Source organism: Paenibacillus sp. FSL E2-0151 (assembly GCF_037993015.1).
Classification (GTDB): Bacteria; Bacillota; Bacilli; order Paenibacillales; family Paenibacillaceae; genus Paenibacillus; species Paenibacillus amylolyticus.
Genome location: NZ_CP150308.1, coordinates 3,911,893 through 3,925,596, shown reverse-complemented (window position 1 = coordinate 3,925,596; position 13,704 = coordinate 3,911,893). Strand labels below are relative to the sequence as shown.

The 13,704-nt window shown below is 48.8% G+C and carries 11 protein-coding genes; 10 read left to right on the top strand and 1 reads right to left on the bottom strand.

What is annotated here, in order from left to right; translation table 11 throughout:
* Positions 1-122 precede the first annotated feature (122 nt).
* The 4 genes from MHI55_RS17720 to MHI55_RS17705 are packed head-to-tail and all read left to right on the top strand — an operon-like array spanning position 123 to position 2,934.
* Positions 123-1,103 (top strand): Gfo/Idh/MocA family oxidoreductase, encoded by a 981-nt coding sequence (locus MHI55_RS17720; RefSeq protein ID WP_076328586.1) that lies wholly within the window; start codon positions 123-125, stop codon positions 1,101-1,103.
* A 30-nt stretch (positions 1,104-1,133) separates the two neighbouring features.
* Positions 1,134-1,904, top strand: a complete 771-nt coding sequence (locus tag MHI55_RS17715; RefSeq protein ID WP_340386511.1) for an SAM-dependent methyltransferase — start codon at positions 1,134-1,136, stop codon at positions 1,902-1,904.
* 12 nt (positions 1,905-1,916) lie between these two features.
* Entirely contained in the window at positions 1,917-2,810 is an 894-nt protein-coding gene (locus MHI55_RS17710; RefSeq protein WP_340386509.1) for an NAD-dependent epimerase/dehydratase family protein, read from the top strand.
* Entirely contained in the window at positions 2,788-2,934 is a 147-nt protein-coding gene (locus tag MHI55_RS17705; protein WP_340390666.1) for a hypothetical protein, read from the top strand. Before MHI55_RS17710 ends, MHI55_RS17705 begins: the two co-directional genes overlap by 23 nt.
* Positions 2,935-3,049: 115 nt before the next feature.
* On the opposite strand, the gene MHI55_RS17700 is transcribed toward MHI55_RS17705, so the two are convergent.
* The gene (locus tag MHI55_RS17700; protein WP_340386507.1) at positions 3,050-4,066 is read right to left on the bottom strand and encodes a LacI family DNA-binding transcriptional regulator; all 1,017 of its coding nucleotides are present in this window, start codon (positions 4,064-4,066) and stop codon (positions 3,050-3,052) included.
* A 411-nt stretch (positions 4,067-4,477) separates the two neighbouring features.
* On the opposite strand from MHI55_RS17700, the gene MHI55_RS17695 reads away from it, so the two are divergent.
* The 6 genes from MHI55_RS17695 (at position 4,478) to MHI55_RS17670 (ending at position 13,693) form a co-directional block, all read left to right on the top strand.
* On the top strand, positions 4,478-6,268 hold the full coding sequence (locus MHI55_RS17695; RefSeq protein ID WP_340386505.1) for an L-fucose isomerase: 1,791 nt from the start codon (positions 4,478-4,480) through the stop codon (positions 6,266-6,268).
* Between the two features lie 123 nt (positions 6,269-6,391).
* Positions 6,392-7,870 carry a rhamnulokinase family protein gene (locus MHI55_RS17690; protein WP_340386503.1) on the top strand — a complete coding sequence of 493 codons (1,479 nt, stop codon included), beginning with the start codon at positions 6,392-6,394 and terminating at the stop codon, positions 7,868-7,870.
* An 82-nt stretch (positions 7,871-7,952) separates the two neighbouring features.
* A complete protein-coding gene (locus tag MHI55_RS17685) occupies positions 7,953-8,615 on the top strand; it encodes a class II aldolase/adducin family protein (protein WP_076328589.1) in 663 nt (220 codons plus the stop codon).
* Positions 8,616-8,904: 289 nt separating this feature from the next.
* Positions 8,905-9,633: an FCD domain-containing protein gene (locus MHI55_RS17680; RefSeq protein ID WP_245838229.1), complete on the top strand. Its 729-nt coding sequence runs from the start codon at positions 8,905-8,907 to the stop codon at positions 9,631-9,633.
* A 41-nt stretch (positions 9,634-9,674) separates the two neighbouring features.
* Positions 9,675-11,723 (top strand): hydantoinase/oxoprolinase family protein, encoded by a 2,049-nt coding sequence (locus MHI55_RS17675; RefSeq protein WP_340386501.1) that lies wholly within the window; start codon positions 9,675-9,677, stop codon positions 11,721-11,723.
* Positions 11,720-13,693 (top strand): hydantoinase B/oxoprolinase family protein, encoded by a 1,974-nt coding sequence (locus MHI55_RS17670; protein ID WP_340386499.1) that lies wholly within the window; start codon positions 11,720-11,722, stop codon positions 13,691-13,693. Before MHI55_RS17675 ends, MHI55_RS17670 begins: the two co-directional genes overlap by 4 nt.
* Positions 13,694-13,704 lie beyond the last annotated feature (11 nt).

Below are 13,704 nucleotides of genomic sequence, written 5' to 3'. Positions count from 1 at the left end.
AGATATCAATATTTGGGGATATGGCTCCTTCCTTCAATCTGAACGAAATATGAGCTACAATATACAGGATGGAAGTGGTTTATATCTCAAATGAAATTTATAGATGAAAGAGGTAGGTAAGCATGGTTCGTTTTGGAGTAGTGGGTACCAACTGGATTACAGAAAGGCTTCTTGAAGCCGCAGCACAGGTTGAAGGATTCAAATTAACCGCCGTGTATTCAAGAACTGAAGATAAGGCTAATGCATTCGCAGATAAATATGATGTTGAACACCGATTCACCGATCTGGAAGAGTTGGCGGCAAGTGATGTGATTGATGCAGTCTACATCGCAACACCGAATACGGTTCATGCGGAGCAGGCTGAGCTTTTTCTGAGAAACGGTAAACATGTATTATGCGAGAAACCTCTGGCTGCAAATAGCGCCGAAGTTCGGAGTATGATCGATACAGCACGAGAACACGAGGTTCTGCTCATGGAAGCGATGAAATCGACCCTTGTTCCCCAGTTCAAAATAGTGCAGAAGAGCCTGCATAAAATCGGTCCTGTCCGCAAATATGTAGCAGGATACTCTCAGTATTCTTCGCGTTACGACAAGTACAAAGAGGGGATCGTCCTGAATGCGTTCAAGCCTGAACTCGCCAATGGGGCGTTAATGGATCTCGGTGTGTATTGTCTATATCCATTGATTACGTTGTTCGGTGAACCTAACCGGGTTCAATCCCAAGCGATGATGCTGGAATCTGGCGTGGATGGACAAGGTAGTGTGCTGCTGGACTATGATGGGATGGATGCGGTCGTTACATACTCCAAAATCTCCAACTCTCATCTACCAAGCGAAATCATGGGTGAGCTGGGCAGCATCATCATTGACAAGATTGGCTCACCGGAACATGCAGAGATACGTTACAATGACGGTACGGTGGAGCAGCTCACAGTCGAACAAAACCATCCGGCGATGTATTATGAAGTGGAGGAGTTCGTGAATCTGGTTGAGCAGGGCCAAAAGGAGTCTGACATGAACACGTATGAACGCTCCTATGTTACGATGCAGGTTATGGATCAGATTCGGAAGCAGATTGGGCTTGTGTTCCCTAACGATTGATTCAAGCGCAGGAAAGGAAGCTGAGACGAGATGAGCAGAGATGAGCAGAGCAACAGTAGAGAAGAGAAGAATAACAGCAGAGAAGATCAGCACTCCAATGATTCTGGAGGTTTGGAACTGTCACAGATCGTTTTCATAGGAAGAACCTTCGAAGAATATATGAAGATGTTCAACCTGACGGTGGAGGAACTTACTGGCAAGTCCATTCTGGATTGTCCAGGCGGTGCCTGTTCGTTTAGTAGCCAAGCGCGCAAATTGGGTGCCAACCCCATGGCCGTGGATATGGCCTACGAATATGAGATCGACGAGCTTGAAGTAAAGGGATTTCAGGACATTGAGCATACGATGAAACAGATGGAATCGGTGCAAAGCATATATGTGTGGGATCAATTTGGATCAATCCAGGGGTTAAAGGAAGAACGAACTCGTGCCATCACAGATTGCATCGCAGATATGAGAATGTTTCCTGACCGTTATGTGGCGTCTGTGCTCCCGGATCTACCCTTTGCAGATGAACAATTCGATCTGACGTTATCCGCCCATTTCCTGTTTACGTATGCGGATCGATTGGATGTTGATTTTCATGTTGCAACCATAATGGAGTTGCTGCGTGTGACCAAACAAGAGGTTCGCATTTTTCCAACAGTGGATCTGTCTGGCGAACGTTACAAACACATGGATGAGTTGAAATTAATACTCGAAGAGCGTGGGTGTACGGTATCCGAAGAACCAACTTCATATGAGTTTCAACGGAATGCTCATACCATGCTTCAAATTGTTAAACATAATCGAACAAGATAGGAGGTTTTTTGGATGAATAAAGTACTTATACTTGGGGGTACACGTTTTTTTGGTAAACGTCTGGTGGATCACTTGCTGTGGGAAGGGAAGTCTCAGATCACAGTCGCAACTCGTGGTAAAACGGATGTCGACTTCGGACCCGAAGTAAACCGAATCAAGATGGATCGTGAAGACCCGGAATCTCTGGCAGAGGTTGCACAGACAGACATGTGGGATGTTGTGTACGATAATATTTGTTATTCTCCAGATGCGGCGAAAGCGGCATGTGAAGCTTTTGCAGGACGCACCAAAAGATACGTTCTGACATCCACACTCTCGGTGTACGGTGATCCCAGACCTGGATTTAAGGAAACGGATTTTGACCCGTATACATATCCATTGCAGTATGGAAGTGCAGAGGATTTTTCGTATGGAGAAGGCAAACGGCTTGCGGAGGCTGTGTTTTTTCAGGAAGCGGATTTCCCGGTTGTGGCGATGCGCATTCCCATTGTACTCGGGATTGATGATTATACGAGAAGACTTCATTTTCATATTGAACATGTGCAAAAAGGAAAACCGATCGGCATGCCAAATCCGGATGCGGAGATTGGATTTATCAATTCCACCGAAGCGGCAAGATTTCTCGCTTGGCTTGGACATTCGTCCATTACAGGTCCGGTGAATGCAGCTTCCAAGGGTGCGATTACGCTGTCAGCCATGATACATCTGATCGAGACGGTCACGGGCATGCAGTCCCAGATCCTCACGGAAACGGTGAAAGAGGACATGTCACCCTTCGGAATTGAGCAATCATGGACGATGGAGACGACCAAAGCTGAACAAACGGGGTATACGTTCGAACCTTTGATGGACTGGTTCCCGGGACTCGTTCGTGAGGTCGCTCTTGCATTACAGTCGGAGCGGTAGAAATATCGGTCCGGATGGAACCAAAATGAATTCGACGAGCCTTAGTGAAACAGACGAACCAAACGGCTCGAATGACGGATTATTTCAGCGAATGAACATCCAACAGGGTGCAACCAGAGCGTAATCTCCGGTGCACCCTGTTTATGTTGTACATTTTTACGAATTTGAACGGGACCTAATTTAGATAAGTGGGACTAATCTTTTACACGATATTATTTAGTCAACTCACGCGCTTAACTCTATTTTTGCTCACGTGGAGCAGTAGCTGAAGCCCGTATGCGCAGTTCTGACGGTAGAATGACGGTTTGGGCTTCGGAAGGGGACTTACCCTCAATTCGGTCAATCAGCATCTGTACGCCCTGAAACCCAAATTCATATGCTGGCTGTGCAGCTACAGTCAGGAAAGGATCGAAGGCAGAAGCCAGATCCAGATCGTCGAAACACACAACAGAAATGTCTTCTGGTACACGTAGTCCCCGTTTGCGCAAAAGCCGAATGACCCCAATCGCCAGCATGTTGTTGGCTGCAAAAATGGCTGTTGGTTGATTTGGTTGAGAGAGTAGTCGATCGAGTCCCTCTACATCAGTGAAATCCCGGTACCCGGTTCGAAGCACAAGCTCGGGATCAATATCAGCTCCGGCCTCTCGTAAACCCGCTATATAACCTTCCTCCCGCAGTCTGGCGGTAGAAACCTCCGAAGAACCATTGACCAGTGCAATGCGCTGGTGCCCCAATTGCACCAGATATCGGATCAGAGCAATCGCGCCTTCCCGGCTATCTCCAGCAATGATATCTGACGTAATGCCAGGTACGGTGCGGTCCAGAAAGACAAACGGAATGTGACGTTCCTGCAGCTGTTTCAGATGTTGGAGAGAACGATCTCCCGCTGGGGCAAAGAGTACACCATCCACACGAGTAGACAGAATCGCATCTACATAATCCTTTTCCTTTTTGTAATCCTCGTCACTATTGCCGAATAAAAGACGGTACCCACGAAGATGGGCTGCATCTTCAGCACCACGCGCCAGTGTTGTATAAAAAGGGTTGGTAATATCCGTAATAAGCAGGGAGAGCATCTGGGTTCGTTGAAGCACAAGGCTGCGTGCATTGGAGTTCGGGATGTAACCCAGTTCGTCGATCACCTGTTGCACACGTTCACGTGTCGCGGAACTTATACGGCCTGTATGATTAATGACCTTGGAGACCGTCATGGCGGAGACGTTGGCTTTTTTGGCAATATCGTAAATGGTAATCATTAGAATCTAACCTTTCCGCAACATAGTCTTACCATTCTATAGGATAATGTCAATTGACAGCAAGATAGGCTCGTGCTATGTTAGGGTTACCGATAACCCTAAAGGGTTCTGAACGTCTTTACTACATAAACCATTTCGTTGAATTCGCTCATGCACGTTCCATTTTCTTGAATAGAGGAACTACATACATAGCTAATTAATGAAATGGTTTATTGTTATTTTTTAAATATGTAAACGTATTCAAACTAAAATAAGGCTCTTGGTAATCTGTGTATGCAGCTCTTGCGTGCCACCCGGGTATCGGTTGTATTTCCGTCATTATCTTATTCCAATCACTGCACATGGATCAGACAGAAGGTTTCTCAATTCAACCCAAATTCTATGAAACGAATTGAAGGAGGACATTCCAGTATGACACATCAGGATTATCGTTATAAACAGGCTTTCCCCAAGATTGGTATTCGTCCCACGATTGATGGAAGACGCAAGGGTGTTCGGGAGTCACTGGAAGAGCAAACGATGCGGATGGCGACATCTGTTGCGGAACTGCTTGCAGCCGAACTGCGTTATCCTGACGGGTCCGCGGTGGAATGTGTTGTGGCTGAGACCTGTATTGGCGGGGTGGCCGAGGTGGCCGCAGCATCAGAATTGTTCAGCCGTTCGAACGTTGGCGTAACGATCACCGTGACACCATGCTGGTGTTATGGTACGGAAACGATGGATATGTCACCATCCATTCCTACAGCCATCTGGGGTTTTAACGGGACTGAACGTCCGGGTGCAGTATATCTGGCGGCAGTACTCTCTGCCCATGCACAGAAGGGGATCCCGGCCTTTGGGATCTATGGAGAAGATGTGCAGGACGGCGGAGATACAACGATTCCCGAGGACGTGCGTGAGAAATTGCTCCGGTTCAGCCGTGCGGGTCTGGCAGCCGCTACCTTGAAAGGGCAAGCGTATCTGTCCATTGGATCGGTATCCATGGGGATTGCAGGCTCGATTGTGAACGATTCATTTTTCCAGGAGTATCTGGGCATGAGGAACGAATATGTGGATATGAGCGAACTCACTCGTCGTATTGAAGAAGAAATCTATGATCCTGAGGAGTATAAGCTCGCACTGGCCTGGGTGAAGGAGAATTGTAGCGAAGGTCCGGACAATAACGCTGCCCATCTGCAAACGGATCGCAAACGCAAAGAGTACGAATGGGAAACCGTTGTGAAAATGACCCAAATCGTGCGTGACTTGATGGCGGGCAACCCAAGATTGGCAGAGCTCGGGTTTACAGAGGAATCGATGGGCCACCACGCGATTGTATCCGGCTTCCAGGGACAACGGCAGTGGACGGATCATTCTCCGAACGGAGATTTTCTGGAGTCGATATTAAACTCTTCCTTTGACTGGAATGGCAAACGTGCGCCTTATCTGGTTGCAACAGAGAATGATAGCTTGAATGGAGTATCGATGTTATTCGGTTCGCTGCTGACACATACGGCACAGATCTTTGCTGATGTGCGTACGTATTGGAGTCCGGATTCAGTACAGCGTGTGACGGGACACCAGTTGGAAGGAAACGCGAAGGATGGTATCCTGCATCTGATCAACTCTGGTTCGGCAGCCTTGGATGGCACTGGGCAACAGTCCAGAGATGGTAAGCCTGTACTTAAACCATTCTGGGAAATTACAGATGAGGAAGTTCAGGACTGCCTGAAAGCAACATCATGGAGACCGGCATCGGTAGAATACTTCCGCGGAGGCGGCTATTCAGCGGATTTCCTGACCAAAGGTGGCATGCCTGTAACGATGACACGTCTGAATCTGGTCAAAGGACTGGGACCGGTGCTGCAAATCGCTCAGGGTTACACGGTCGATCTGCCTGAAGATGTGCATGATACGCTGGATCAGCGGACAGATCCAACCTGGCCATCCACCTGGTTTGCACCTGTTCTAACCGGATCGGGAGCGTTTACTTCCGTATACGAAGTCATGAATCAATGGGGCGCCAACCATGGCTCCATCTCGTATGGACACATCGGTGCTGATCTGATTACACTCTCTTCCATGCTTCGCATTCCGGTAAATATGCATAATGTACCTGAAACGGAAATTTTCCGTCCGCGTGCATGGGGATTATTCGGCACAAGTGAGCCGGAGAGTGCAGATTACCGTGCTTGCAGTGTGTTTGGCCCGTTGTATCGTTAAAATAAAGTTCCATTCCTGTCAAACGCCATGTTCCTTGTGAGATGAGGTAACATGGCTTTCTCTTGAAGCTGTGCTCAGAACTCAAATACGGCTTATCGCGAAGAGTTAAGGAGGCTTGAAAGAATGGGCAATCAAGCAACACATGTGCTTGCTGCCGATTACGGCGCCGGTAGTGGACGCGTAGTCCGTGGTTCTTTTGATGGTAACAGACTCTGGTTACAAGAAGTGCATCGATTCAACAATGAGCCCGTGCAGCTGGGGGACGGATTGTATTGGGATTTCTTGCGACTTTTTCATGAATTAAAACAAGGCATTGTGAAAGGGACGCAAGGCATCTCTCCATCGGTCCGTTCTATAGCAGTGGATACGTGGGGAGTGGACTATGGACTGGTGGATGGTGCGGGAAGGTTGTGCTCGAACCCACGTCACTATCGGGAAGCACGCAACGCAGAGTGGATGGAAGAAGTTCTGCACATGGTGAAAGAAGAAGAACTGTATGCCATGTCCGGCGTTTTGCCGCAGCAGATCAATACAGTATTTCAACTGCTAGGCAGTGCACGAGAGCAGGCCGAAGGTTTGCGTCCGGATGTGCGCATGTTATTTATGCCGGATTTATTTCACTATTATCTATCTGGTCAGCAGGCTTGTGAGTATACGATTGCAAGTACCAGTGGGCTGTTGCATGCAGGCGAGGCGCGTTGGAATGAAAATCTGATCGGGCGTCTCGGTATACCGGAAACATTATTTCCAAAACTCGTTCAACCGGGCACCGTGCTGGGCGATCTAACAAATGAGTTGTGCGCCGAGTTACGGACTGGACCGATGCAGGTAGTCTCTGTAGGATCACATGATACGGCATCTGCCTTGGCAGCGATTCCTGCGATGGATTCGGATTTCGCTTTTATCAGCTGTGGTACCTGGTCTCTTATGGGGGTGGAGCGTGATACACCTGTATTGGATGACCGAAGTCGTGCATTGGGATTCACCAATGAAGGGACGGTAAGTGGAAAAGTACGCACCCTGAAAAATCGTTCAGGCTTATGGCTGCTACAGGAATGCAAACGGCAATGGGAGCGGGAGAATCAACTTTTTACACATGAAGAACTGATTCGATTGGCTACCTTGGCAACGCCGCATCAAAGTTATGTATCGCCGGGAGATGGCGTGTATTTGGCGCCAGGAAATATGGCTGAACGAATACGGCAACAATGCAGTGCCAGCGGACAGACAGTGCCCGAAACGATTGGAGCGATTGTACGCTGCATTCTGGAAAGTCTTGCACTGGAATTCAGACAGACGCTGGATGAATTGCAGTTGGTTACAGGTACAAGACCTCGTGTTATTCATATGGTTGGTGGTGGTGTACACAATCGACTATTATGCCAGTTTACAGCCAATGCAGCCGGTGTCGCGGTGGTGGCAGGCCCCGCAGAGGCGACTTCAGCCGGGAATTGCATGCTGCAATTCCTTGCGCATGGAGAAGTGAGTAGCTTGGCCGAGGTACGGGAGGTCATGGCTGCTTCCTTTTCCCCCGAGACCTATGAGCCTGAGGATACAGAGCTGTGGCAGGAAGCTTATGAAAACTACCAAAGTCTGAATTAAATCAAAAGGTAATGAACAGATTCAATGCAATGAGCATTGACGCAAAATGCTAAAAAGAAAAGTATGAGGAGTGGTGAGCAACATGTCTGAACAGCAAGTAAGGGAAGAGTTGACGAAGTATGCACGTAGAGCAGTTGCCCAAGGGTTGGTGGTAGGACCCGGTGGGAATCTGAGCGCTCGCTCTGGGGGAACGATGTTGTTGTCTCCGAGTGGTTATGCACTTGAGGATCTGGAGCCTGACGAATGGATCGCCATTGATATCGAGACAGGAGAGACTCGTGCGGGATCAACACGTCCATCTTCCGAAGTATTGATGCATCTGTACAGTTATCGTGTGAATCCTGATATCCAAGCCATTGTGCATACGCATCCGGCATATACGATCGCACTTAGTCTCGTTTTCGATGAATTGCCACACTTGTTCCCTGATCAGTCCGCTTTGGTAGGTGATATCGGATTTGTTCCATACGTTCTGCCAACGACGAAGCTTCTTGCCGATGCAGTCTCAGCAAAGGTAGAAGAACATACGGCACTCATTCTCGTCAATCACGGATTGGTTACGACCGGTAAAAACCTCCGCGAAGCCTATTACCGCACCCAAGTGGTGGAAGAAAGCGCAAAGGTATATATGATCGCCAAGGCAGCGGGGGAACCCAAAGTGTTAACTGCTGAAGAATATAAGGAAATTCAATCGCTTGAAAGTGAAGCCTACCGTGTGCAGTTACTGCAACAACTCAAGTCCTGATACCTGATTTGAGTATTAATGATTACATTCGTGATCTTAAAAGATTACTACGTTAAGGGCAGATTGCATCCTCCAGATAAACGCTGGAACAAAGGATGTGAAATGCTCTTTTTTAATTTTAATTTTGAATTGAAAAGGTGCACAGTATAGTTGAGGGAATAATTCGCACTATTTTGATGAGAATTGTTGAAATTGTGATGTCTGCAAGGTATACTAACGTTAATCATCAGTGAGTAACAACTACGAAGAAGATAAAAAAACAATTAAGTATCTAAGAGGGGTGAGATCAGTGGGTCCTGAGCTAAACGAAATGGAGTTGGAATACGAACTGTTGAAGCAGCTTCGAGACGCTAATGCTCCCATCGGGGCCAGTACGTTGGTTCATACTTTGGGCAAAACGTATGGTCTGAGTCAGGCAACCATCGGAAGAAGACTTATGGAGATGGATGTTGAAGGTTTTACAGTTCTGGAAGGTCGCAAGGGAAGAACTTTGACCGAACAGGGTCTGGATCGAATGAAGACATTGGAAAAAGATTTGCAGCAACAAAGCGTGAACTCACAGTTAATTCAGATGCTGAACCATTCCGGGGAAAAGGCTCTGCTGGATGTTCTCGTTGCCAGAAGGGCACTTGAGCGGGAGATCGCTTCCTTGGCAGCACAACGTGCCTCGAAAGAATACATAGTACTGTTGCAAGCATCTATTGCCAACCAGCATGAATTGCTCTCCAAGAATATTATACCATACGAGGAGGACCGGGAGTTTCACAGATTGCTGGCTTATGCTGCGCAAAACCAAATTCTTCTGCATGCGGTTGAACTGGTATGGGAGACAAGCCGCGATTTTCTGGAAACAGCGTATATTCGCCGGAGAGTAGGAAGTGAATTAGTTGTGGATCATCAGCAGATTCTGGATGCTATTGTAGCGGGCTCTCCGGAGCAGGCTGAAGCGGCAATGGTGAATCATATCAACCAAATGATCGATGATGTCAAACGTTATTTCGCCATGCAAAACCAATAACATTCCTTAGAAACAGACCCGGTGATAAAGGAGTTGAGCTTGTGGACACAATCTACCGTTTAGGCATAGATATCGGAGGTACTTTCACGGATGCGCTGGTGATGGACCATCAGGGCAGGGTGATTGCGGCGCTGAAGACGCCATCGATTGCAGTAGCTCCGGAACAGGCGATTTTTAACGCACTTGATCAGTTGAAGGCGAGTGGCGTGAATATTCATGAGATTGATCTGTTTGTGCATGGAACAACGCTTGGCGTCAACACGTTGATTGAGCGAAATGGCGCAGTTACAGGTCTGCTGGTCACTAAAGGATTCCGTGACATTCTTGAAATCCGCCGGTTGCGACTTGAGGATACAACCAATCTGTATGGTGACAAGACCGATGCTCTGGTACCGAGACATCGCGTTAAGGAAGTCGATGAACGGGTCATTGCGAGTGGAGGCATACTCCAGCCACTGAATGAGGAACAACTGTTGCAATCGGTGGATGAGCTGGTGGAGGATGGCGTTACCGCTTTGGCGATTAGTTTTTTACATGCTTATGTGAATCCTGCTCATGAGCAGCTTGCAGAAGATCTGATCAGGGAACGTTATCCGCAACTGTTCATCTGCCGAAGCAGCGCCATCTGGCCGCAACAGCGTGAGTTCGAACGAACACTCGCAACGGCCATGAACGCTTATGTAGGTGAACGGATGGGGTCTTACTTCCTGCGTCTGCAAGAAGGGATTCAGGCATACGGCCTCAAAGCCAACTTGCTGTCGACCATGTCCAACGGTGGAATTATGACGGCTGCCAGAGCGGCTAATGAGCCGGTACGTACGCTTCTGTCCGGGCCTGCTTCCGGTGTAATGGCCGCGACCCATATTGCTGAACGAGCGGGCATTCATCAGGTCATCACATTTGACATGGGTGGGACAAGCGTTGATGTCGCCCTTATTGACAAAGAACCGAGTTATTCTTCTGAGAACAAGGTTGGAGATTTTCCTGTCATCATTCCCGCTGTTGATGTAACGGCTATAGGAGCAGGTGGTGGTTCAATTGCTTGGCTTGATTCCGTAGGCGTACTCAAGGTTGGACCGCGCAGCGCGGGAGCCAATCCCGGTCCGGCATGTTATCAGCGCGGGGGAGAAGAGCCGACAACCACAGATGCCTATCTACAGCTCGGTATCCTGCATGCTGACCATTTCCTTGGCGGACAAATGCGTCTGTATCCCGAACTTGCAGAGCGTACTCTGGGCAATCTGGGAGAGAAGCTTGGACTGAATGCCGAACAGACTGCGCAAGCCATTCTTGATGTGGCAACTGCCAATATGTACGCCCAGTTTTCTCCCCTCATGGCTCGCAAGGGTGTTGATCCCCGCGATTTTACGCTGCTCGCATATGGTGGAGCCGGCCCGATGCATGCTTTTCTGATGGCACGTGAGGTAGGTATCGGCAGAGTGCTGATCCCGCCATCTCCGGGAACACTGTGTGCCATGGGCTGCACGGTTGCCAATCTCCGCAATGATTTCGTTCATACGTTACACAAAAGCACTCAGACTCTGGAGTGTGGTGAATTAAGCTCTCTTTTTGCTGAATTGGAAAACCTGGGACGTAGCTGGGTCGATGAGGAAGCCCGTGGTGGTGTCAAGCTGGACAATATTTATTGCCTGTACAGTGCGGATATGCGATATGAGGGACAGGCCTTTGATATAGAGGTCACGCTGACATTGGAAGAAATTCAAGATCCCAAGAAGGCAGGGATTAAATTCCATACATCTTACCAAAACGTGTTTGGCATTAGTCAGCCAGAGGCAGAGGTCATGTTTGTAAGTCTCAGAGCAACCATTGTTGGTGTTTTACCTACCCATAACACGGTAGATCCGGCAAATTTGCCATTTGATGAGAGTGTAGCGGAAGAAAGGCTCATCACCTTTGACCATGTACAGCAGATTGCCAAGGTACTGAAAAGGGGACAAATTCCATCGGTGGATGCCCCCATCCCCGGGCCCATTATTGTGGAGGAATATGATACAACGATCTTTATTCCGCCAGGATATAAGGTATACCGGGATGTGCATGGGAACGTGATTGGGGAGGTGGAAGCATGATCGGCGACAAGGTCTTTCTTGAGATTTTTAACAACCGAATTCAAGCTACCGTGGAAGAGATGGCAAATGTTGTTCTGCGCACAGGATTCACCGCTTTTGTCAAAGAAACTGGCGATTTTGGAACCTACCTCTTATCTCCATCCGGGGAAACGTTCGGATCGCCGCTGGAGACGGGTTACAATCTGTCCCTGGGCATCCCTGCTGCTGCGACCATTAACAGTATAGAAGACTGGAAAGAAGGGGATCTCGTCATATGTAATGATCCTTATTCCACCAAAGGCATGGTCACACACCTTCCAGACATTCATCTCATCAAGCCTTATTTTCACGAAGGGCGAATCATTGCTTACGGCATGTGCTTTGTCCATTCATCCGATGTGGGCGGCAAGGTACCGGGGAGCGTATCTCCCAGCGCCTACGATATTCATATGGAAGGCATTCGAATTGCACCAGTCAAGCTGTATGAAGCTGGTGTTCTCAACGAGCAGATCCTGCGAATGTTTATGGACAACAGCCGAATTCCGGAGCAAAATCTCGGTGATCTCAAAGCGCTTATGGCTGCATTGAATCGGGGAGAGCAACGGCTTGAGGAACTCATTGCACGATATGGCGTGGGAAAAATCCAGCAGGGCATCGAACATTTGCTGGAATATGCCGAGCTGAAGGCACGTGTTATCGTGCAAGATATCCCGGACGGTTCCTATGACTTCTGGGACTATCTGGAGAAAGGACCAGGGGGATATCCTATTCGGTTGCGTTGCAAGATGACGATTGCAGGTAGTGACATTCATCTGGACTTTAGCGGCACCGATCCTCAGGTTAGGGCTTCATTCAACATTCCTACCCACAACCAACAGGGCCATTACATGCTGGTGCCCGCACTCATTCGTTATTTCCGTACGCTCGATCCGACCATTCCTTGGAATTCGGGCATGATTCGTATGGTGCGAAATTACGCGCCGCCTGCTTCCGTACTAAACCCGGAGCCGATGGCAGCAGTTGGGGCACGTGCTGCGACCTTTATCCGGCTGATGGACGTTATCACGGGAGCACTGGGGAAAGCTCAGGGCAGTATGGTTCCCGCGGCAGGAGCTGGACAAGCCTGCATCGTCATGATGGCGATGACAGATGCATCCGATGGCAAGAAAAAGGTGGGCGTAATTCAGCCGATCTGCGGAGGTTCGGGAGCTAGGCCGATGAAAGACGGCATTAATGGCATGGATTTTGCGGTCGGTCATCTTCGGAATATTCCTGCGGAAACGGTGGAATCCGAGATGCCTGTGTTGATTGAGCATTATGGTCTTCGTGCTGACTCGGCGGGTGCAGGAACCTTCCGTGGCGGAAGCGGAATTGATTTATGTGTCAGAATTCTAACACCGGATACCGTGATGACGGCCAGAAACATGGAGCGTATGGAGTTCCAGCCCTGGGGCAGGCTCGGTGGTGGCGTAGGTTCACATGGAGAAGCGATTCTTAATGCTGGACGTGCAAGTGAGCATCATCTGGGAAGAATTGATGAGCTGCTGCTTCAACCTGGAGAAACGGTTACGTTCCTGTCGCAAGGCGGAGGCGGATATGGTGATCCACTTGAACGTGAACCACGCCTAGTTCTGGAGGATGTAAGAAGTGGGCTGGTATCCCCGGAGAAAGCTCTTGAGTTATATGGTGTTGTGATTGACGGCCTGGAGCTGAACGAGAGCGATACCGAACAAATGCGAGCCAAGCGACCACGGCAGCAGGAGGAATTCGCCTTTGGCAAGGCGCGGGAGCAATTTGAAGACATATGGAGCGATGAGATGCAGGTAACACTGAATCAGGCCTTGCTGAATGCTCCGCTTGCACTAAGAGACTACCTGAAGCGTCAGACCATGGGCGTTGTAGAGGAGAAGTATAAGGATTCCCTATCTGTAGATCCACGGGAGATATCCGACATTATGGAAGGTTTACGCCAGCAAATAGGGTTGCATTGATCAAGTGTATG